Annotated in this window: 19 protein-coding genes and 1 pseudogene; 4 read left to right on the top strand and 16 right to left on the bottom strand. The window is 65.7% G+C overall.

The genetic code is table 11. The features are described from left to right. The first annotated feature begins 80 nt into the window (after positions 1-80). A complete protein-coding gene (locus ACQR1Y_RS05105) occupies positions 81-482 on the top strand; it encodes a winged helix-turn-helix transcriptional regulator (protein WP_434879790.1) in 402 nt (133 codons plus the stop codon). A gap of 11 nt (positions 483-493) precedes the next feature. Here ACQR1Y_RS05105 and ACQR1Y_RS05110 read toward each other — a convergent pair whose 3' ends face one another. From ACQR1Y_RS05110 to ACQR1Y_RS05150, 9 genes are all read right to left on the bottom strand, one after another. Then, a complete protein-coding gene (locus tag ACQR1Y_RS05110) occupies positions 494-1,990 on the bottom strand; it encodes an AMP nucleosidase (protein WP_434879789.1) in 1,497 nt (498 codons plus the stop codon). A 113-nt stretch (positions 1,991-2,103) separates the two neighbouring features. Next, positions 2,104-3,063 (bottom strand): Gfo/Idh/MocA family oxidoreductase, encoded by a 960-nt coding sequence (locus ACQR1Y_RS05115; protein WP_434856685.1) that lies wholly within the window; start codon positions 3,061-3,063, stop codon positions 2,104-2,106. After that, positions 3,064-3,927, bottom strand: coding sequence for a class III extradiol dioxygenase subunit beta (locus tag ACQR1Y_RS05120; RefSeq protein ID WP_006609597.1), 864 nt, complete (start codon positions 3,925-3,927; stop codon positions 3,064-3,066). Continuing rightward, positions 3,928-4,317, bottom strand: coding sequence for a protocatechuate 4,5-dioxygenase subunit alpha (gene ligA, locus ACQR1Y_RS05125; RefSeq protein WP_009030426.1), 390 nt, complete (start codon positions 4,315-4,317; stop codon positions 3,928-3,930). Positions 4,318-4,330: 13 nt separating this feature from the next. Continuing rightward, positions 4,331-5,245, bottom strand: coding sequence for an amidohydrolase family protein (locus ACQR1Y_RS05130; RefSeq protein WP_434879788.1), 915 nt, complete (start codon positions 5,243-5,245; stop codon positions 4,331-4,333). Positions 5,246-5,253: 8 nt separating this feature from the next. Then, positions 5,254-6,177 (bottom strand): DUF1932 domain-containing protein, encoded by a 924-nt coding sequence (locus tag ACQR1Y_RS05135; protein WP_434879787.1) that lies wholly within the window; start codon positions 6,175-6,177, stop codon positions 5,254-5,256. Positions 6,178-6,180: 3 nt separating this feature from the next. Continuing rightward, positions 6,181-6,876, bottom strand: a complete 696-nt coding sequence (gene ligK / locus ACQR1Y_RS05140) for a 4-carboxy-4-hydroxy-2-oxoadipate aldolase/oxaloacetate decarboxylase (RefSeq protein WP_434856689.1) — start codon at positions 6,874-6,876, stop codon at positions 6,181-6,183. 13 nt (positions 6,877-6,889) lie between these two features. Beyond that, a complete protein-coding gene (locus tag ACQR1Y_RS05145; RefSeq protein WP_434879786.1) occupies positions 6,890-7,915 on the bottom strand; it encodes an amidohydrolase family protein in 1,026 nt (341 codons plus the stop codon). A 40-nt stretch (positions 7,916-7,955) separates the two neighbouring features. Beyond that, the gene (locus tag ACQR1Y_RS05150) at positions 7,956-9,332 is read right to left on the bottom strand and encodes an MFS transporter (protein ID WP_434879785.1); all 1,377 of its coding nucleotides are present in this window, start codon (positions 9,330-9,332) and stop codon (positions 7,956-7,958) included. Positions 9,333-9,699: 367 nt separating this feature from the next. On the opposite strand from ACQR1Y_RS05150, the pseudogene ACQR1Y_RS05155 reads away from it, so the two are divergent. After that, a pseudogene (locus ACQR1Y_RS05155) lies at positions 9,700-10,857 on the top strand (helix-turn-helix domain-containing protein); the annotation flags it as partial. Positions 10,858-11,161: 304 nt separating this feature from the next. Here ACQR1Y_RS05155 and ACQR1Y_RS05160 read toward each other — a convergent pair. Both ACQR1Y_RS05160 and ACQR1Y_RS05165 read right to left on the bottom strand, forming a co-directional pair. Further along, positions 11,162-12,061 (bottom strand): LysR family transcriptional regulator, encoded by a 900-nt coding sequence (locus tag ACQR1Y_RS05160; protein WP_434879784.1) that lies wholly within the window; start codon positions 12,059-12,061, stop codon positions 11,162-11,164. A gap of 453 nt (positions 12,062-12,514) precedes the next feature. Beyond that, positions 12,515-12,928 carry a TspO/MBR family protein gene (locus ACQR1Y_RS05165; RefSeq protein WP_434857236.1) on the bottom strand — a complete coding sequence of 138 codons (414 nt, stop codon included), beginning with the start codon at positions 12,926-12,928 and terminating at the stop codon, positions 12,515-12,517. 275 nt (positions 12,929-13,203) lie between these two features. Here ACQR1Y_RS05165 and ACQR1Y_RS05170 point away from each other — a divergent pair, with 275 nt between their 5' ends. Next, positions 13,204-14,163 (top strand): AAA family ATPase, encoded by a 960-nt coding sequence (locus ACQR1Y_RS05170; RefSeq protein WP_434879783.1) that lies wholly within the window; start codon positions 13,204-13,206, stop codon positions 14,161-14,163. Between the two features lie 5 nt (positions 14,164-14,168). Next, complete coding sequence (locus ACQR1Y_RS05175; RefSeq protein WP_434879782.1) at positions 14,169-15,542, top strand: vWA domain-containing protein; 1,374 nt, start codon at positions 14,169-14,171, stop codon at positions 15,540-15,542. Positions 15,543-16,221: 679 nt separating this feature from the next. Here ACQR1Y_RS05175 and ACQR1Y_RS05180 read toward each other — a convergent pair. From ACQR1Y_RS05180 to ACQR1Y_RS05200, 5 genes are all read right to left on the bottom strand, one after another. Beyond that, positions 16,222-16,497 (bottom strand): hypothetical protein, encoded by a 276-nt coding sequence (locus ACQR1Y_RS05180; RefSeq protein ID WP_434879781.1) that lies wholly within the window; start codon positions 16,495-16,497, stop codon positions 16,222-16,224. A gap of 715 nt (positions 16,498-17,212) precedes the next feature. Then, positions 17,213-17,482 (bottom strand): hypothetical protein, encoded by a 270-nt coding sequence (locus tag ACQR1Y_RS05185; protein ID WP_434879780.1) that lies wholly within the window; start codon positions 17,480-17,482, stop codon positions 17,213-17,215. Between the two features lie 75 nt (positions 17,483-17,557). Continuing rightward, positions 17,558-18,001 carry a RidA family protein gene (locus tag ACQR1Y_RS05190; RefSeq protein WP_434856697.1) on the bottom strand — a complete coding sequence of 148 codons (444 nt, stop codon included), beginning with the start codon at positions 17,999-18,001 and terminating at the stop codon, positions 17,558-17,560. 21 nt (positions 18,002-18,022) lie between these two features. Further along, positions 18,023-19,693, bottom strand: coding sequence for a benzoate-CoA ligase family protein (locus ACQR1Y_RS05195; RefSeq protein ID WP_434879779.1), 1,671 nt, complete (start codon positions 19,691-19,693; stop codon positions 18,023-18,025). A gap of 175 nt (positions 19,694-19,868) precedes the next feature. After that, positions 19,869-20,363, bottom strand: coding sequence for a MarR family winged helix-turn-helix transcriptional regulator (locus ACQR1Y_RS05200; RefSeq protein WP_434879778.1), 495 nt, complete (start codon positions 20,361-20,363; stop codon positions 19,869-19,871). Between the last annotated feature and the right edge of the window lie 159 nt (positions 20,364-20,522).

Consider the following 20,522-nt stretch of genomic DNA (forward strand, 5'->3'; position numbering starts at 1 on the left):
AACCGCTCCAGTATACTTCGGAAACCTGAAGTCAATGGGGCACCCGAAGTCGCTCAGGTATATCAGAGGAAACCACCGCCTTGACCGCTACGCCGACGTCCGAGACCGCCCCGCTCCGCTGCAAGCCGCAGCACTTCTCGTCGGAATGCCCGAGCCGGGTGCTGATCGACCAGATCGCCGACAAATGGTCGATGATGGTGCTGGCGGTGCTCGACGGCGGCCCGCTGCGCTTCAACGCGATCAAGAAGCAGCTCGAGGGCGTGACGCAAAAGGCGCTGACGCAGTGCCTGCGCAGGCTTGAGCGCAATGGCCTCGTATCGCGGGAAGTGATCGCGGGGTCACCGATCGCCGTCCAATACGAGATCACGCCGCTCGGCCGCACCTTGCAGCCGCCATTCCGCGCGCTCTACGCCTGGACCATTGCCAAGATGCCGGAGGTCGAGCAGGCGCGTCAGGCATTCGACGAGCGCCGGGCGCGCTGATCTCAGGGCGGCTACTGAAACGCGACCTCGGCGAAGCTGCGCAGCTTGCGCGAATGCAGCCGCTCGGATTCCTGGTGCTTCAACAGCTCCAGCGCCTTGAGGCCGATCTGGAGATGCTGGCCGACGCGCTGGCGGTAGAAGTCGCTGGCCATGCCGGCGAGCTTGATCTCGCCATGCAGCGGCTTGTCCGAGACGCAGAGCAAGGTGCCGTAGGGCACCCGGAAGCGATAGCCGTTGGCGGCGATGGCGGCCGACTCCATGTCGAGCGCGACGGCGCGCGATTGCGACAGCCGCCGGATCACGGCGGGGCCCGAGATCTCCCAATTGCGGTTGTCGACGCTCGCGACCGTGCCGGTGCGCATCACCCGCTTCAACTCGAAACCGGAATAGCCGGTGACGGCCTCCACGGCCTCTTCGAGCGCGACCTGCACCTCGGCGAGCGCCGGGATCGGCACCCACGGGGGCAGCTCCTGGTCGAGCACATGGTCCTCGCGGACGTAGCCATGCGCCAGCACGTAGTCGCCGAGCCGCTGGGTGTTGCGCAGGCCGGCGCAGTGCCCGACCATCAGCCAGGCGTGCGGCCGCAGCACCGCGATGTGGTCGGTGACGTTGCGCGCATTCGACGGGCCAGTGCCAATGTTGATCAGGGTGATGCCCTGGTGCCCGGGTTCGACGAGATGCAGCGCCGGCATCTGCGGCGTGCGCGCCGGCGCTGCGCCGGTGGTGCCGCCGCCGAGACGGGCGTTGCGCGTGATCACGTTACCCGGCTCGACGAAAGCTTCCGCCGCGCCCTGCCCGGCCGCCAGTTGCTGCCGGCCCCAATCGGCGAAGGCGTCGACATAGAACTGATAGTTCGTGAAGATCACGAAATTCTGGAAGTGATCCGGGTCGGTCCCCGTATAGTGATAGAGCCGGCGCAGCGAGTAGTCGACGCGCGCCGCGCGGAACAGCGACAGCGGCTCGGGCATGCCCGGCTTCAGCTCGAGCGTGCCGTCGGCAATGGCGTCGTCCATGGTCGCGAGATCCGGCGCATCGAACACGTCGCGCAGCGAGCGCGTCACCAGCGGGCTCTCATGATGCGGCAGCGCCGTCTCGATGTTGATGTCGCGACGGTAGGCGAAATGCACCGGGATCGGCTCGGCGGATTCGCCGATCTCGACGGGCACGCCGTGGTTCTCGATCAGCAGGCGGATCTGCTCGGTCAGATAGGAGCGGAACAGGTCCGGCCGCGTGATGCTGGTCTCGTGCACGCCGGGTCCGGCGACGAAGCCATAGGCGAGGCGCGAGTCGAGCCGCGCATGACTTGCGGTGGTGAGGCGCACGAAGGGATAGGTGGCGCGGATGCGGGTCGCCGGCACCACGCCGTTGGCATAGGCCTCGAAATGCCCGCGCAGGAACGCCGTATTGCGCTCGTAGATCTCCTCGAGCCGGGCCACCGCGGCCGCGGCGTCGGTGAAGCTCTCGGTCGGGAACGATTGCGGCGATTGGACGGTCAAAGGCGGCCTCATCTGCTGAAGCCGGAGGTTAAGCGAAGCGGCCGTTCCTGCGCAACGCCTCCCGGCGCCGGAGCTGCCCTCCCCGCGCACATCAGCGCGAGGAGGGGCTGAATTCAGCACTCCACTCAGCCCTTGGCGAGCTGCTCGTCGAGGTCGTGCAGCACCTGGTAGCAGGGCAGCACCTGGGCGACGCTCGCGTTCGGCTCGCGGCCCTCGCGGATCGCGGCGAAGAACTCGCGGTCCTGCAGCTCGATGCCGTTCATGGAGACGTCGACCTTCGAGACGTCGATCTTCTGTTCCTTGCCATCAACCAGATCGTCGTAGCGGGCGATGTAGGTGCCGGTGTCGCCGATGTAGCGGAAGAAGGTGCCGAGCGGGCCGTCATTGTTGAACGACAGCGACAAGGTGCAGATCGCGCCATTGGCGGCCTTGAGCTGGATCGACATGTCCATCGCAATGCCGAGGGTCGGATGGATCGGTCCCTGGATCGCGTTGGCCTTCACGATCGGCGAGCCCGCCTGGTAGGCGAACAGGTCGACGGTGTGCGCGGCGTGGTGCCACAGCAGATGGTCTGTCCAGCTGCGCGGCTGGCCCAGTGCGTTCATGTTGGTGCGGCGGAAGAAGTAGGTCTGCACATCCATCTGCTGGATGTGGAACTCGCCGGCCTTGATCTTCTTGTGCACGAACTGGTGGCTGGGATTGAAGCGGCGGGTGTGGCCGCACATCGCGACCAGCTTGGTCTCCTTCTGCAGCTCGACCACCTGCTGCGCGTCCTTCAGCGAATCCGCGAGCGGGATCTCGACCTGCACATGCTTGCCGGCCTTGAGGCAGTCGATCGCCTGCGCCGCATGCATCTGCGTCGGGGTACACAGAATGACGGCGTCGACCTCGGGCAGCTTGAGGCTGTCGGCAAGCTCGGTCGAGACGTGCTTGATGCCGTATTTGTCGGCGACTTCCTTGGTCTGGTCGAAGCGGCGGCCGACCAGCGACACCACCTCGACGCCGTCGATGTTCTTGATGCCGTCGAGATGCTTGATGCCGAAGGCGCCGGCGCCGGCAAGCGCGACCTTGATCGTGTTGGCCATTTAGTTGTTCTCCAGAATGACATGGCCGACGGCGGTGTTGCTGGCCGGCACATGGTAGAAGCGGTGACGCACGGTCGGCGCGTTGCCCTTCTTGGTCTCGTTGACGTCGCTCATGGCGCCGCGCGCGATCAGCCACATCACGAGCTCGATGCCCTCGCTGCCGGCCTCGCGGACGTAGTCGATATGCGGCACCTTGGACAGCCCTTCCGGATCGTTGATGAGCTTGTCCAGGAACGCGTTGTCCCACTCGCGATTGATCAGGCCGGCGCGCGGACCCTGCAGCTGGTGGCTCATGCCGCCGGTGCCCCAGATCTGCACGTTGAGCGGCTCGTCATAGCTCTCGATCGCCTTGCGGATCGCCTTGCCCAGCATGAAGCAGCGGCGGCCCGACGGCACCGGATACTGCACGACGTTGACGGCGAACGGGATCACCGGACACGGCCAGGCATCGACCTGACCGAAGATCAGGCTGAGCGGCACGGTGAGGCCGTGGTCGACGTCCATCTTGTTGACGATGGTGAGATCGAAATCATCCTGGATCACCGACTGCGCGATATGCGCGGCGAGCTTCGGATGCCCGATCACCTTCGGGACAGGCCGCGGGCCCCAGCCCTCGTCGGCCGGCTGATACTCGGCCGCAGTGCCGATCGCGAAGGTGGGAATCATGTCCAGGCTGAAGGCGGTCGCGTGGTCGTTGAAGACCAGGAACACGACATCAGGCTTCTGCTCCTTCTCCCACTGCTTGGCGAAGTCGTAACCGGCGAACACCGGCTTCCAATAGTCCTCGCCGGTCTTGCCGAGGTCGAGCGCTGCGCCGATCGCAGGAACGTGCGAGGTGAAAACGCTTGCGGAGATTTTTGCCATTTACTTCTTCTCCCCGGTGTAGCGGTTGCCCTCAGGCGAGCGGCCGCCCTTGATCATCATCTCGCGGTACTGGTCTTCGGTCATGCCGGTCATGCTGCCGGCCATCTGCTGAAAGCTCTTGCCGTCTGTCGCGCCAATCTTGGCCAGGAAGTAGATGTTGCCGCCGAGCGCGATGCAGCGGTTGAGATCGCGGTCGAGCACCGCCTGCTTCTGCTCCTCGCTCATCGGCCATTCGTCGAGATAGGCACGCTCATTGGCCTTGAAGCGGGCGCGGTTCTCGGCCTTCATCAAGGACATGCAGAACTGGTTGAGGTGATAGCCCATCCGCGACATGTCGGCGTCGAAGATGGTCGTGCCGGGAACGTCGGTATAGGGTTTGTCGAGCGACATCGCTTGCCTCCTCTTAGGATTCTTCGGGCCAGTACAGCCGCATCGGATTGTCGACCAGGAGCTTCTTCTGCAGTTCCTGGGTGACGGCGATATGGGGAATGAAATCGACCAGCAGGCCGTCGTCGGGCATGTGGTCCTTCAGGTTCGGATGCGGCCAGTCGGTGCCCCACAGCACGCGGTCCGGGAATGTCTCGACGATGCGCTTCGCGAACGGCACCACGTCGCGATAGGCACTCTGCTCGCCGTTCAGCGCCGGCGGTCCCTTGACCGACAGCCGCTCCGGGCAGCTCACCTTGGACCAGACGTTCTCGTGCTCGCGCATGAACTTCACGAACAGCTCGAACTCCGGGCCGTCGACCGGCTTGGTGACGTCGGGCCGGCCCATGTGATCGACGACGACCGTGGTCGGCAGCGAGGTGAAGAAGTCCCACAGCTCCGGCAGGTCGACGGCCTCGAAATAGATCACGACATGCCAGCCGAGCTTGTTGATGCGGTTGGCGATCTCGACCAGTTCGTCCTTGGGCGTGAAGTCGACGAGGCGCTTGACGAAGTTGAAGCGGACGCCGCGCACGCCGGCGTCGTGCATCGCCTGCAGCTCGGCGTCGGTGACGCTGCGCTTCACGGTGGCGACGCCGCGGGCCTTGCCGTTGGAATGCACGAGTGCATCGACCATGGCGCGGTTGTCGGCGCCGTGGCAGGTCGCCTGCACCACGACATTGCGGGCGAAGCCGAGATGGTCGCGCAGCGCGTAGAGCTGATGCTTGGAGGCGTCGCAGGGGGTGTACTTGCGCTCGGGCGCAAAGGGGAATTCGGCGCCGGGGCCGAACACGTGGCAATGCGCATCGACGCTGCCGGCCGGCACCTTGAAGCGCGGCTTCGACGGGCCGTCGTACCAGTCGAGCCATCCCGGGGTCTTCTGGAACTCCATGAGGTTCCCTACTCCTTGGATTTGATCTTATTGAGAATACGGTCGGCCTCGGTGCGCCAGTCAGGGCTGCGCGCGAACTCCTTGGTGCCGCGCGTGCCGAACAGGCCGTCATCGGCGAGGTCGGCGACCCAGGCCTGGCGCTCGGCGGTACCTTCCGCCGACCATGGCGTCAGCCCGATGTCGCGCACGGTCTCCGCCACTTCCCGCACCTCTTCGGCGCGGCGGCGGCCATGCTCGATCACGCGCTGAAAGAAATAGGCGCCCTGCTTCTCCCAGTCGATGCCGGGAAAGGTCTCCTTGAGCGATGCGAGAACCGCATCCTCGACCCCGTAGGCACGCGCGGTGGTGAAGCTCTCGATCACCATCGCCTCGAGGCCCTTGATCATGATGCTGCGGCACATCTTGGTCGCCGAGGCCACGCCGAGCTTGTCGCTGGCCGGCTTGGCGGCAAAGCCGAGATCGTTGAGCAGCGGCGCCAGCTCGCGCGCGCCGGCACCGCCGAGCAGCAGCGGCACCTGGATGCGATACGGCGGCACCGAGGTCATGACAGCGCCCTCGACATAGCGCCCGCCGGCGCGGTCGATCAGCGCGGCCGCGCGCTGCTTTGCGCCGGGCGAGGCCGAGTTGAAGTCGAGGAACCAGGCGCCCGGCTTGATCGCCGGCGCGCAGGCTTCCGCGACCGCCACGTCCTGGCTGGCGGTCACGGCCGAGACGATGAAGTCGGCTTGCGCCGCCAGTTCGGCGTGCGACGCGGTCAGCGTCACGCCGATGCTGCCGGCATGGCTACGCATCGCGTCACCACGGTTATCCGACAGCTTCACGTCATAGGCAGAGACACGCACGCCGTCCTTGCGAAGATCCTCGGCGAGGATCTTGCCGACCTCGCCGTAGCCGATCAGCCCGACATGCCATTGGTTGGACGCAGCGGTCATCGCTTAGTCGATGTATTTGAGCCCGGCCTTCGCCAAGGGCTCGCGCATCTTGTACATGTCGAGGCCGAGCACACCCGACGCCAGCTTCTCGCGCTTGTCGGCCTCGTTGGCCTCGCGCGCAGCCGCGGCGTCCGCCGCCTGGTGCGCGACGGCCGCCGGAACAACGACGATGCCGTCGACATCGGCGACGATCACGTCGCCCGGGTTGACGGCAGCACCGGCGCAGACGATCGGGATGTTGACCGAGCCGAGCGTCGCCTTGACCGTGCCACGCGCCGAGATCGCGCGCGAGAACACCGGGAACTGCATCTCGGTGAGGTCGGCCACGTCACGGACCCCGCCGTCAATGACGAGGCCCAGCGCGCCGCGGGCGCGGAAGCTCGTCGCCAGGAGATCGCCGAAGAAGCCGTCGGTGTTCTCCACCGTGCAGGCGGCCACGACGACGTCGCCGGGCTGGATCTGCTCGGCCGCGACATGCAGCATCCAGTTGTCGCCGGGCTGCAGCAGCACGGTGACGGCGGTGCCGCACATCTTCGCGGTCGGATAGATCGGACGCATGTAGCACTGCATCAGGCCGACGCGGCCCATCGCCTCGTGGATGGTGGCGACGCCGAACTTCGACAGCTTCTCCACCGCCGCCTTGTCGGCGCGGGTGATCTTGGTCTTGACGATGCCGAGATTGTTCATGGGGGTGCTCATGGCTCGCTTTAGATTACTTGCCCTTGGCCTTCAACGCGGCGTCGAGACGCGGGAACACGCGCCGGGCGTTGCCTTCGTAGATCTGGTGGCGCTGCTCTGGGGTCAGCTTGGCGGCCTCGATGTAGCGCTTGGTGTCGTCGTAGTAGAAGCCGGTTTCCGGATCGATGCCGCGGACGGCGCCGATCATCTCCGAAGCGAACAGGATGTTGTCGATCGGGATCACGCCGGTCAAAAGGTCGATACCCGGCTGGTGATAGACGCAGGTGTCGAAGAAGATGTTGTTGAGCAGGTGATCCTTCAACAGCGGCTTCTTCAGCTCCTGGGCGAGGCCGCGGAACCGGCCCCAATGATACGGCACCGCGCCGCCGCCATGCGGGATCAGGAACCTCAGGGTCGGGAAGTCCTTGAACAGGTCCGAGGTCAGGCACTGCATGAACGCCGTCGTATCGGCATTGAGATAATGCGCGCCGGTGGTGTGGAAGCAGGCGTTGCAGCTGGTCGAGACGTGGATCATCGCGGGGATGTCGAGCTCGACCATCTTCTCGTAGATCGGATACCAGTGCCGGTCCGACAGCGGCGGCGAGGTCCAATGGCCGCCCGACGGGTCCGGGTTCAGATTGATGCCGACGAAGCCGTATTCCTTGATGCACTTCTCCAGCTCGGGAATGCAGGTCTTGGGGTCCACGCCCGGCGACTGCGGCAGCATCGCGACGCCGATGAAATTATCGGGGAAGAGCTGGCTGACGCGGTAGCACAGCTCGTTGCAGATGCCGGCCCAGGTCGAGGACACCTGGAAATCGCCGATGTGGTGCGCCATGAAGCTCGCGCGCGGCGAGAACACGGTGAGGTCGCTGCCGCGCTCCTTCATCTTCTTGAGCTGGTTGCTCTCGATGCTCTCGCGCAGCTCGTCGTCGCTGATCTTGAGCTCGGAGACCTTCGGCATCACGGACGGATCCTTGATGCCCGCGATCTGCCGGTTGCGCCACTCTTCCAGCGCCTTCGGAGCCGTCGTGTAATGGCCGTGCACGTCGATGATCACGTCAGTCTCTCCCTCAAGCTTTTCATTCGTCCGGCGCCGCTCAATGCGCGACCACGGGGCTGCCGACATCCTTGCCGCTGGCGCGGCCGCCCGGTCCGACCGCCTGCTTTACCACAAGGGCGAGCGCCGCGATCAAGCCGGGAACTGCGATCACGGTGAAAATCTCGCTGAAGGTCAGGTGCCGCGCGGTCAGCTCGGCGACCAGGAAGGAGCCGGCGATACCGCCGAAGCGGCCGATGCCCATCATCCAGGCCACCCCGGTGGCGCGGCCCTGGGTCGGGTAGAACGACGCCGCCAGCGCGGGCAGCGACGACTGCGCCGTGTTCATGACGACGCCGGCGACGAACACGATCACCACCAGGAAGCCCATGTTGCCGGCCGCCTGCCCGATCAGGAAGATCGTCACCGCCGTCAGCACATAGCCGATCGCGACGATGCGGTTGGCGTTGAAGCGGTCCATCAGGACGCCGAAGAACACCGCGCCGACGCCGCCGAGCGGGAACAGCGCCGAGATCAGGGTTGCGGTCTGCGGGTTCAGCCCGACATCCTTGAACAGGATCGGCATCCAGTTGATCAGCGAATAGAAGATCACCAGGCCCATGAAATAGGTGATCCACAGCATCACCGAGCCGATCCGCAGCACCGGCGACAGCACCATGCCGATGCCGGTGGCGTTGACGCGGCGGGTGGTCTCGGCATGCTCCGGCTCCAGCATCACGAACTGGCCGACATCGGCAGCCCTGGCCGAGATCTTGCGCATCACCTTGCGGACGCGCTCGGCGCTGACGCCGCGCGACAGCAGATAGTGCACGGATTCCGGCAGGATCGCGATCAGCAGCACGGTGAGCACCAGCGGCGTCGCGCCGCCGAGCACCAGCACGCTGCGCCAGCCCCATTGCGGGATCATCCATGCGGCGAGGAAGCCGCCGCAGGCGGCGCCGAGCGGAAAGCCGCAGAACATCAGATTGGTCATGGTGGCGCGCAGCCGGCTTGGGCAGTACTCGCTGAGCAGCGTCACCGCATTCGGCATGGCCGCGCCGAGGCCGACGCCGGTGACGAACCGCAGCACCGTGAGCTCGGTCAGGTTGGTCGCGAAGGCCGAGGCCAGACAGGCGACACCGAAGATCAGAACCGAGCCGACCAGCACCAGCTTGCGGCCGAGGCGGTCAGCCACGGGACCGGCGAGCAGCGCGCCCGCGGCCAGGCCGAACAGCGCCGCGCTCAGCACCGGGCCGAGCGCCGATTTCTCGATGCCCCACTCCTTGAGCAGCGACGGCGCGATGAAGCCGATCGCCGCGGTGTCGAAGCCGTCGAGCAGCACGATGATGAAGCCGAGCGCGAAGATCAGCCACTGGAAGGCGGAGAACGGGTGATCGTCGAGAAAGGCCTGGACGTCGACACGGGCGGTCGTAGGCATCGCTTCTGCTTCCTTGGGGTGCTGTTCTGGCTCGTTCGCCGAGGTCCGCAGGCGCGTGTTTCCAGCGCGATCGGGTCCTGCAGCTTCGGCAGCTTGACAGGGTATGTGACCGAGGGCGACCGCCCGCACCAGCGCCGGGCGGTATCTATCAGCTATTCCGAAATGGCATAAGATATCAGATGAGCCATGCTGATTTTAGAATGGGTCTGGAGAGCTCCGCTGTTTGCTTTTTGCCCCGCTGGACGCCGCGGGCTCCACCCTCCCCTGGAGGGGGAGGGTCGCTCGCGGTCCAAACCGGCTACATAGGTGACAGAACAAACCGACGACATGGGTGACAGGTTGAGGTGATCGGCAGGAGGACTTGCCGATGGGCTGGAAGGAAACCTGCGCTGTGGACGAACGGATGCGTTTTGTGTTGGCAGTTGAAGCGGGAGAGAAGTCGTTTGCGGCACTCTGTCGGGAGTTCGGGATCAGCCGGCAGCAGGGCTACAAGTGGTGGCACCGCTACCAGGAGGAGGGTTTGGAGGGTCTGTTCGACAGGTCCCGAGCGCCTTTGCACCACCCCCAAGCAATCTCCGGGAAGATCGCCGAGTTCTGCCTCGAAGTCCGACGGGCTCATCCGACCTGGGGACCAGCGAAGGTACGCGCCTTTCTCGAGCGGAAGCGGCCCAGCACGACGTGGCCCGCGGCCAGCACGATCGGAGCGCTGTTTGACCGCGAGGGTCTCACGGTGAAGCGGAAGATTCGTCGACGCAGCCCTCCTTCGAGCTTTCCATTTGCCGATTGCGAGCAAGCCAACGATGTCTGGTGCATCGACTTCAAGGGCTGGTTTCTGACTGCGGATGGCACCCGTTGCGAACCGCTCACGCTGACGGACGCAGAGAGCCGCTGTCTGCTGCGGTGCCTGCCGTTGCAGCGTACCGACGGTGAGCATGTTTGGCCCGTGCTGGATGCGGCATTCCGTGAATTTGGCCTGCCGCTGAGGATGCGCTCGGACAATGGCGCACCCTTCGCATCACAGGGGGCGGGCGGGTTGTCGCGGCTATCGGTGAAGCTGATCAAGGCCGGCGTCACACCGGAGCGCATCACGCCCGGCAAGCCGCAGCAGAACGGCCGCCATGAACGTATGCATCTGACGTTGTTGCAGGACACCGCGAAGCCGCCGGCCCGGACGTTGCGCGAGCAGATCAAGCGCTTCCAGAGCTTCCAGCGCATCTTCAACGAAGAACGGCCGCACGAGGCTCTCGACAACGCAACGCCAGCCGATCGCTATCGTCCCTCGCCGCGCGCCTATCATGGCGTGCTGCGCTCACCCGAATACGAAGCGGATAGGGACGTCCGGCGTGTTCGCCACAATGGCGAGATCAGGTGGGGCGGCGAAACGATCTACATCAACCAGGCACTCGCGGGTGAGCCCGTCGGCCTCTCGGAAACCGAGGCGGGCTGGACTGTGAGCTATGGACCCGTCCTGCTCGGCACCATCGATCCAAAGAGGCATCAGCTCAGGCCGCCGAAGCGAAAGCGCCGTGGACTTGTGGACAACGCTACGCGTTGCCCACAGGGTCCACAGCAGCAAAAGCAGCAAAGGACACAAGAATTGAAGATCTGAACAAAACGAGAATTGTGTCAACTATGTCGTCGGTCAGATCTGTCACCTATGTCCCCGGTTGCTCATCGCGCGCGAAGCGGGCGAGCGGGATGGGGTGAGCCCCGGCGGGACTACTCGTGTGGCTCACCCCACCCCGTCTCACATTGCGCTGCGCTCCATGTGAGACGACCCTCCCCCTCCAGGGGAGGGTGGCACCGCCCGAGCTGACGTTATTCGCGATTCACCGCGGCAGCTTCTTGATCAGCGCCGTCGCCAGCTTCATCGTCTGCTGCGCCAGCGGCGTCGGGCGCTTGTGGGCTGACGTGACGAAGCACAGCACGCTGGTCGGGGCCGGCTCGGTCAGCGGCCGGATGGCAAGCTCCGCCGCCCGCCCGGACGCCGCGACGCCGCTCGGCGTCAGCACCGCGTGGCCATAGCCCGCGCAGACGAGATCGATGATCGAGGGCACGCTCGACACCTCCCAGGCGATGTCGAGCTTGACGCCGGCGAGCGCCGCCTGCGTCTCCAGGAGCCGCCGCATCGCGTGCACGCGCTCGGGCATGATCAGGCTGTAGCGCGACAGCTCGGCCATCGGCAGCGGCGCGGTGACGCGGCGCTTGCCCTTCGGCGCGTGGCTGACCAGTGCGAGCGGCTCCTGCAGCACCGGCGTGATCTCGATGCCGGCCTGGGCTTCCGGATTGTAGACCATGCCGACATCGATGCGGCCCGAGGTGATCCACTCGACGACGTGCGTCGACAGGCCCTCGACGATCGCGAGCCGCGCCGCCGGATACTCTTTGCGGAAGCGATCGATCAGCGGCAGGGTCAGCTGCCGCGCGATGCTCGGCGGCAGGCCGATGGTGACGCGGCCGACCGGCGCGTCACGGCTGGCGCCGAGATCCTCGCGCGCATGCGCCACCAGCTGCAGCACTCCGACGCTGTGATCGAGCAGCCGCTTGCCGGCCTCCGTGAGCTCGACGCCGCGGCCATTGCGCGCGAACAGCTGCTGCTTCAGTTCGGATTCCAGCGCCCGCACCTGCCGCGACAGCGCCGGCTGGGCGACGTCGAGCACGCTCGCCGCCTTGCTGAACGAGCCGAGCTCGGCGACCTGGACGAAATATTCGAGCTGCTTGAGGTTCATGGGTGGGCCCGCGACTCCCAGGCCTGCGACGCGACGTCCGATCGACACGCTGGACGCAACCTCCCAGGGCCAGCGGCAGCGCCATGGCGTTTGACGGTCGGGGTCTTGCGCCTGCCTGCTTCCGCGCCGTCATGGCCGGGCTTGTCCCGGCCATCCACGTCGTTCGGCAAGCTGGGAACCACGTGGATGCCCGGGCCTTCGCCGCGCCGAAGCGGCTTCGGCCGCGCAGGCGGGGCAAGCCCGGGCATGACGGAGTAACTAACGGGCACGATCGTTCGTCGCGACAGCCCCGCATTGCTTGCAAGAAGAGAAGTAATCCGGGTGAGGGAGTAGAGGTCTCGACGCAGACACTTCCCGTGCGGTCGCCCCTCACCCCAACCCTCTCCCCGTAAGGACGGGGAGAGGGAGCGCACCGGCGTCTGCGTCTGGCAGCGAGCTTCCATCAAACTCATCTCAATTCAGCACGTTCACCGAGAAATTCAGCACCGACGCGAACGCGACCCAGCAGGCATAGGGCACGAACAGCAGCGCGGCAGTGCGGTCCTCGCGCCACTGCATCACGATGAAGGTCACGATCAGCACGAACATGCCGGCGATGATCGCGAACGCGACCCACATCAGATGCGCGGTGAAGAACACCGGCGACCAGGCGAAGTTGAGCACCAGCTGGCCCCACCACACCTGCATCACGGCGCCGCTCTCGACCCGCTCATAGGTGCGCCAGCCGGCGACCGCGACCAGGATGTAGATCACCGTCCAGGCGATCGGAAACAGCCAGCCGGGCGGGGTGAACCAGGGCTTGTTGAGCGAGCCGTACCAGGCGCCGGGCATGTTGGAGGCGCCGATGATCCAGCCGCCTCCGACCACGAGGACCAGGAGGACGAGAAGATGCAGGATGGATCGGTTCATATTCCGCTCGGCGTGATTTTCATGAGAAGGTTCTCGGCTGGCTCGCTGGCGACCGGCAGCCATGCGACCGAGGCACCCACCCGCGCACTGGACAGGGCCGCTCGGTGCGCGTAGCCAGGACATAACACAATGCGAGGAAAAGTCAGGGTTTTCCCCTGACGCCAACGTCCAGGGACGGGAACGCCGATCAATTCTGCGCCCGGGTCCTGATACCAGGAAACGGAGCACCGTCAGTGGCTGATTCCCCGGCCCCCTCTTCAGCCATCGCCTCGATCGCGGCCGTCGAAGCCGGCCTCGCCGCCCAGGGCTATATCGCCAGCCGCCAGATCGCGACCGCGGTCTATCTGTCGCAGGCGATCGACAAGCCGATCCTGGTTGAGGGTCCGGCCGGCGTCGGCAAGACCGAGCTTGCGAAGGCGATCGCCGCCTGGCGCGGCCTGAAGATGATCCGGCTGCAATGCTATGAGGGGCTCGACGAGGCCAAGGCGCTGTACGAGTGGAAATACGCCAAGCAGCTGCTCTACACCCAAATCCTCAAGGACAAGCTCGGCGAGGTGCTCGGCGGCGCCCAGACCCTGCACGCTGCGCTCGGCCAGCTGCATGATTTCGGCGACGTGTTCTTCTCGAAAGAATTCGTCGAGCCGCGGCCGCTGCTCCAGGCCCTGCTCGAGCCCGAGGGCTGCGTGCTGCTGATCGACGAGATCGACAAGTCCGACGCCGAGTTCGAATCGCTGCTCTTGGAAATCCTCTCCGACTTCCAGGTCACCATCCCCGAGCTCGGCAGCATCGCCGCCGCCAGGCCGCCGACCGTGATCCTGACCTCGAACTCCGAGCGCAATCTCGGCGACGCGCTGAAGCGGCGCTGCCTGCACCTGCATATCGGCTTCCCCGAGCAGCGGCTGGAGGAGCGCATCGTCGAGAGCCGCGTGCCCGGCATCTCGCAGACCCTGCGGCGCCAGCTCGTCGCCTTCATCCACGACATCCGCACGCTCGACCTGAAGAAGCAGCCGTCGGTCAGCGAGACCATCGACTGGGCGCGCGTACTGGTGCTGCTGCAAGCCGCCGAACTCGGCCATGAGGTGGTCAAGGACACGCTCAATGTGCTGCTGAAATACGAGTCCGACATCGAGGTGGCGCTGCCGCAGGTGACGACCTTCGTCGCCAAGGCACAGCGCCAGAACATCTTCGGGTAGGCGCCATGCAGGAGAACCTGCATCGGTTCTTCCGGGCGGCGCGCGGCGCCGGCGTGCACGTCTCGCCGGCCGAGAGCATCGACGCGATGCGCGCCGTCGCCAGCGTCGGTGTCGCCGATCGCACGGTATTGCGCGACACGATGCTGCTGACTCTCGCCAAGAGCGAAGACGAGAAGAAGGCGCTCGGCGCCTGCTTCGATCTGTTCTTCGCGCATGTCGATCCGGCGCAGGCCGAGGCGAATGACGAGACGCAGCAGGAGACGGCGTCGACCGAGGCCCAGGCGGCTTCGCCACCCGGACAACCCGCCGGTGACGATGCGAATGTGGAGCTCGGCCCCCTCGCCCAGATGCTGCTCGCACAGAACACCGCCGAGATCTCGGCCGCGATCGCCAACGCCTCCAGCGCCGTCGGCCTCTCCGAGATCCGCTACTTCACCCAGCGCGGCCTGTACTCCAGCCGCATGCTGGAGACGATGGGCATACAGCGGCTGCGCGACGATCTGGACGCACTGACCGAAACCAACCCGGCGCTCGCCGAGCGGCTGCAGGCCGGCCTCGAGGCCTTGCGCGACACCGTGCGCGACGCGGTCGCGCAGGCGCTCGCGCTGTACGGCCGCGAGGAGACCGAGAACCTGCGCCACGAGATCCTGCGCAACGCGCAGCTGTCGCGCATCGAGCCGCGCCAGGTCGCGGAGATGCGGGCGCTGATCCGGCAGATCGCCCGCCGCCTGCGCGAGCGCTACAGCAAACCGCGCAAGCGACAGCGCCGCGGCCATCTCGACGTCCGCCGCACGCTCCGCCGCAACGCCGCCTGGGGCAGCGTTCCCTTCCTCACCGCCTGGAAGCGAAAGCACCGCGACCGCCCGAAGATCGTCGCGCTATGCGACGTCTCCGGCTCGGTCGCCCGCGTGTCCGACTTCTTCCTGCTGCTGATCCACAGCCTGCACGACGTCGTCAGCGACGTCCGCTCGTTTGCCTTCTCCGGCCATCTGATCGAGGTCAGCGAAATCCTCGAGCAGAAGTCCGCCGAGGAGGCCATGGCCGAGATCATGCACAAGGTCGGCTTCGGCTCGTCCGACTACGGCTCGTCGCTGGTCGATTTCGAGAAGCAGTTCATGGCCTCGGTCACGCCGCAGACCACCGTGATCGTTCTCGGCGATGCCCGCAGCAACAAGCTCGACCCGCGCGCGGATATTTTGAAAGCGATCTCCGAACGCGCCAAGCGCGTCGTCTGGCTCAACCCGGAAGGCCGCGTCACCTGGGGCTGGGGCGACTCCGAGATGCCGCGCTACCAGACCTTCTGCAACGTCGTGCGCCCGTGTGCGACAGCGCAGCAGCTGGAGCGCGCGGTGAGCGACATCGTATCGGCGTATCAGTAGCCGACTGCTATCGCCACGCGTCATTGCGAGCGAAGCGAAGCAATCCAGGGCCGAGTGCGCGACTCTGGATTGCTTCGTCGCTGCGCTCCTCGCAATGACGACGGGGTTTGTAGCAAGGGTGGGCAAAGACGTCCTGCGGCGCGAGCCGCGCGACGGCGTGCCCACCGACAGGCCGTCGCGAAGGACTGATTGCTTCATCTCGGACAGACCGACGGGTCGAAATAAGAGTCCATCTTATGAGTCCCAGCGTTTAGCCTGCGCGCTGGTGGGAGTTGCGGTTCGATATGCGAGCCCCACCCATCGCTGTCGTCCCGGACAAGCCGTGCCGCGCATCAGCGCGGCGCGGCGCCGATCCGGGACCCATACTCCGCGGCGGACGTGAAGGGCACGAAGCCAATCGCCAGCGTGCCTCAAGCTGCTCCCTGGGGGTATGGGTCCCGGCGCTCGCCGGGACGACAGCTGTGTTTGTCGTTCGACTGTCGCATATGCAGACACAGATGCTGCGCCTGATGTGCATCGAACGTAGGATGGGCAAAGACATCGGGCGGCGCGAGCCGCGTGAGGGCGTGCCCGCCGACAGACCATCCGCGAAGGACGGTGGGCACGGCGCGATCATATAGCGGCGACTAACAACTACACTACGGCGCGCCTTTGCCCACCCTACGCACCGTCGCCTGAGCTACCGTCCGCCCCCAGCGCGCTTCAGCAGGGTCGCGCGCTGCTGGTCCGTAAAACTCACGCCCGATTTCTTCTCCACCACCCGCACGGCCCACGACCGCATCGGATCGTCATCCACCCGCGCAGGCTCGCGCAGGATGGCGATGCCGATTTCCAGCATCTTGGCGTCGGCTTGATGCTCGATGCCGCCGCCTGCCGTGCTCGTCAACGCGAACACGCCGGCTGCCGCGCCGATCGCTGCTGCCAACGCCGTCGTCACGAAGAATCTCCAGTCCAAGTCCGCCCCCTGCTCTCACTGCCACTGAGCGGCCACGGTCGAACAGGTTGGTGGCTGCGACATGGCAATCCGGCGTCCATCGTTCGGCAACGCGCGCATCAGATGACCACAATTGTTCGATGAGCGAAGCCGGATGCGTGCGAACTGTGACGTGCTATGTGACTGCCCGTCGCGTTACCTTGTCGCAGCAGTGAGGCCTTGTGTCGTCGGGCAAATCAGCCCGATGCTTACGCTCAACCTGCCTCGACGAAGAGGGGCGTACGCGTCGTCACGATACGTGAGGCAGGCTGCGGTGGACGTCGTGCATCATGCGCATCTCGCGCGGACGAGTGATGTGGGACGTCCGGTGAAGTCGTGATGTCCTGATACCCCGATGCTGGTATCACGTCTGCGGCGATGCCTGGCGCAGCGCGTAGACAATGGTGGCCAAAAAGCCCGGCGCACCAGGGAGACCACGTATAAGCCGATAAAACATCGCGCGGGGAAGGCCGGCATGTTCGGCCCACCTGTGGTTCCTGCCCCGTGCATTTTCTGTCGCACGGGGGCCGCGGGTGTGGTGAGCACCCGGCCTTCCCTGCGCCCTCGGTTCTCCCGTGGGTGATCCACCAGCAAGGCTCGGACGCGTCAGCGCCGCGAGAACGCGCATGCTCGTGTCCGGTCGACGTGAAGAACGCCTGAGGAGAAGCGGATGCACGCGCCCGCGCGCAATCGCGATCTAGCCCCGCATGGGCCGATCCGATCGGCCATTCACCGGCGACACATCCGCATCAACGAACAGGCGCTGATGGGCCGCAATGGCGAGATTGGCCATCCTGAGCCGGTTGGTCTGGCCGCGATCGACCAGCCGCGAGATTTCGGCCGCCAGGAACTGATAGGTTTCGACCTCGTCGCGGACGGCGCCGGACCGCCAGAGAAAGTCGAGCGCGATGTCATAGGCCTCGGCGGCCGCGGGCTGTCGAACGTCACTGAAGATCAAACGTGCCATGGAAGTGATGGCGCGGAGGCGAGTCTGGTTCCTGTAGCGGGACATGATCTCACCACCTCCGTGCCGGCCTGGCCCTCAGCGCGGCACTACCGCGGTGGCCTCGATTTCCACCCGCGCCGCCTTCTCCACCAGCCTGACAACCTGCACCAGCGCCATGGCGGGATAGTGGCTGCCGAAGATCTCGCGGTAGATCTTCCCGAGCTCCTTCAGGTTGCCGAGATATTCGTCCATGTCGACGACGTACCAGGTCAGCCGCACAAGGTGCTCCGGACGCGCGTCGCCCTCGGCCAGGATCGCGGCAATGTTCAGCAGCGCCTGCCGGACCTGCGCGATGAACCCGTCGGCAAGCTTCTCCTGCGCGTCCCAGCCGATCACACCGCCGGTGACGACGATGCGCCCCTCGGCGCTAATGCCGTTGGCATAGCCCTTCGGCATCGGCCAGCCGCTCGGCTGCAGCACGCGCAGGCTCGAAGCATCCTGCTTCACCACGGCGAGCGTGGGCGCTTTGGTCGTGCTCACGAACGTCTCTCCCTGTTTCTGCTACGCGGCCGTGCCGGAGGCCGCGGCCTGCGCGATCTGCCGCAGAGCGAACCGCTTCAGCTTGCCGGTCTCGGTCTTGGGCAGTTGCGTGACGAATTCGATCGCGCGCGGGTATTTGTACGGCGCGATCTCGCGTTTGACATGCTCCTGCAGCTCGGCCACGAGCGCCGGCGTGCCCTCCGCTCCGGGCGCCAGCACGACATAGGCCTTCACGACCATGCCGCGGGCTTCGTCGGGGGCGCCCACCACGCCGCATTCGGCGACGGCCGGATGGGTCAGCAGCGACGCCTCGACGTCGGTGCCGGCAATGTTGTAGCCCGACGACACGATCATGTCGTCGGAGCGGGACTGGTACCAGAAGTAGCCGTCCTCATCCATCACATAGGTGTCGCCGGTCACGTTCCAGCCGTTCTGGACGTATTTGCGCTGGCGCTCGTCGGCGAGATAGCGGCAGCCGGTGGGACCGCGCACCGCGAGCCGGCCCATCGTGCCCGGCGGCACGTCGCGGCCCTCTTCATCGACGATCTTGGCCTCGTAGCCCGGCACTGGTTTGCCGGTGGCGCCGGGACGGATCTCGTCCTCAACAGCGCTGATGAAGATGTGCAGCATCTCGGTCGAGCCGATGCCGTCCATCAGCTTGAGCCCTGTCGCCTTCAGCCAGGCGTCGAAGGTCGGCTTCGGCAGGGTCTCTCCGGCGGAGACGCATTTCCGCAGCGAGGAGATGTCGCGGCCCTCGAGCTTGCCCAGCATCGCGCGATACGCCGTCGGCGCGGTGAAACAGACGGTCGCCTTGGTGCGCTCGATCGCGCCGAGCAGATCGTCCGGCGAGGTCTTCTCCAGCACGACATAGGAGGCGCCGATATGCATCGGAAACAATACGCCGCCGAAGCCGAAGGTGAAGGCGAGCGGTGCGGTACCGATGAAGCGGTCACTCTGGCTGGCGCGCAGCACATTGCGGGCATAGCCGTCGCAAACCGCGAGCATGTCGCGGTGAAAATGCATGGTGCCCTTGGGATCGCCGGTCGTGCCCGAGGTGAAGGCGATCAGGCAGAGATCGTCGGAGGCAGTGTCAACCGCGGTGAAGTCGGGGCTCGCGTCGGCAATCAGCGCTTCCAGCGCGTCGGGCTGCCCGTTGCCCCAATACACGACCTGCTTGAGCGCCGGCGCGAGCGGGCGGGTCTTTTCCATCTCGTCGGCCAGCTTGCCGTCGCACAAGGCGAGTGCAATCTGCGCCTTCTGGATCGGATAGGACAACTCCTTGGCGCGCAGCAGCGGCATGGTGGCCACCACGATGCCGCCGGCCTTGATCGCGGCGAGATAGGTCGCGACCATCATCGGGTTGTTGGCGGAGCGCAACAGCACGCGGCCGCCGGGCACGAGGCCGAGCTTGCCGACGAGAACGTTGGCGATCCTGTTCACCAGCGCCTGCAGCTCGCGATAGGTGTAGCTCACCTCGGTGCTGACGATGCACGGGGCATCGCCGCGGCCTTCTGCGACCCAGCGGTCGAGGAAATGCGTCACGCAGTTCAGCCGCGGCGGATACTGGAATTCGGGACGGCTGAACACGAAGTCCGGCCACAGCTCGCGCGGCGGCAGGTTGTCCTGCGCGAAGGTGTCGACATGGGCGCTGTGCGCGCTCTCCGGCTGCTGAACCTTGGCGGCAGTGGCCATCACACGCTCCTGTCTCAAAGGGAAGGACGCCCGGCACGTTTCAGTCCTAAACATTTTAGACTTAAAACAATTGGACGCAAGAGGCGAAGAGAGCCGAAGATTGTGCACTGCCCGCAAATTGTTTGAGCGTTTGCCGCGCGCCGCGGCGTGCCTGCGACGTGCTGTCAGGCCCGGCTCAGTCCTGCCGGCGCTGCACGGCCTTCTGCGCGGAGCCCTTGGTCTTGGCCAGCAGCCGCATCAGTTCGCGCACGTCCTTCTCCGTGAGATCCCCGAAGATGTCGGCGATCCAGCCCTCATGCTCGGTGGCCATCTTGCGGAATTCGGCGCGGCCGAGCTTGGTCAGGCGGATCACCTGGACGCGGCGATCGGTATCGGAGGTACGGCGGTCGAGATGGCCGGATTCGACAAGCCGCTCGACCAAGCCCGTCACGTTGCCGTTCGACACCATCATGCGCTTGGACACGTCGGACAGGGTCATGCCGTCAGGCGCCTTGTCGAGCTGCGCCATCAGGTCGAAACGCGGCAGGGTCACGTCGAAGCGCTCGCGCAGCCGGCCGCGGATTTCGCCCTCGATCAACGTCGTACAGGTCAGCAGCCGCAGCCACAGCCGCAGCTCCTCGGCGTGGTCCTCGGGCATCTCGACGGCCTTGGTCTCGGAATCAAGCGTCATGATGGAATCACTTGCACGGAATCAGTCGGGGCACGTTCAGCCTCGTCGGCGGGCTCATGAGTTTGACCTTCAGGACCTCCTGGGAGCAAGGAAAAACGTACCGTCATCTGTGCCGGACGGTGAGCAGGACAAATCCTTTAACCTTCAAGCAATTGGCGC

This window comes from Bradyrhizobium sp. HKCCYLRH3099 (genome assembly GCF_051167855.1).
Lineage (GTDB): Bacteria > Pseudomonadota > Alphaproteobacteria > Rhizobiales > Xanthobacteraceae > Bradyrhizobium.

Excerpts from the sequence above, each read along its gene's own strand:
- ACQR1Y_RS05110 (WP_434879789.1), bottom strand. The coding sequence starts at position 1,990 with ATGAGGCCGCCTTTGACCGTCCAATCGCCGCAATCGTTCCCGACCGAG.
- ACQR1Y_RS05115 (WP_434856685.1), bottom strand. The coding sequence starts at position 3,063 with ATGGCCAACACGATCAAGGTCGCGCTTGCCGGCGCCGGCGCCTTCGGC.
- ACQR1Y_RS05120 (WP_006609597.1), bottom strand. The coding sequence starts at position 3,927 with ATGGCAAAAATCTCCGCAAGCGTTTTCACCTCGCACGTTCCTGCGATC.
- ligA (WP_009030426.1), bottom strand. The coding sequence starts at position 4,317 with ATGTCGCTCGACAAACCCTATACCGACGTTCCCGGCACGACCATCTTC.
- ACQR1Y_RS05130 (WP_434879788.1), bottom strand. The coding sequence starts at position 5,245 with ATGGAGTTCCAGAAGACCCCGGGATGGCTCGACTGGTACGACGGCCCG.
- ACQR1Y_RS05135 (WP_434879787.1), bottom strand. The coding sequence starts at position 6,177 with ATGACCGCTGCGTCCAACCAATGGCATGTCGGGCTGATCGGCTACGGC.
- ligK (WP_434856689.1), bottom strand. The coding sequence starts at position 6,876 with ATGAGCACCCCCATGAACAATCTCGGCATCGTCAAGACCAAGATCACC.
- ACQR1Y_RS05150 (WP_434879785.1), bottom strand. The coding sequence starts at position 9,332 with ATGCCTACGACCGCCCGTGTCGACGTCCAGGCCTTTCTCGACGATCAC.
- ACQR1Y_RS05160 (WP_434879784.1), bottom strand. The coding sequence starts at position 12,061 with ATGAACCTCAAGCAGCTCGAATATTTCGTCCAGGTCGCCGAGCTCGGC.
- ACQR1Y_RS05175 (WP_434879782.1), top strand. The coding sequence starts at position 14,169 with ATGCAGGAGAACCTGCATCGGTTCTTCCGGGCGGCGCGCGGCGCCGGC.
- ACQR1Y_RS05185 (WP_434879780.1), bottom strand. The coding sequence starts at position 17,482 with ATGGCACGTTTGATCTTCAGTGACGTTCGACAGCCCGCGGCCGCCGAG.
- ACQR1Y_RS05195 (WP_434879779.1), bottom strand. The coding sequence starts at position 19,693 with ATGGCCACTGCCGCCAAGGTTCAGCAGCCGGAGAGCGCGCACAGCGCC.
- ACQR1Y_RS05200 (WP_434879778.1), bottom strand. The coding sequence starts at position 20,363 with ATGACGCTTGATTCCGAGACCAAGGCCGTCGAGATGCCCGAGGACCAC.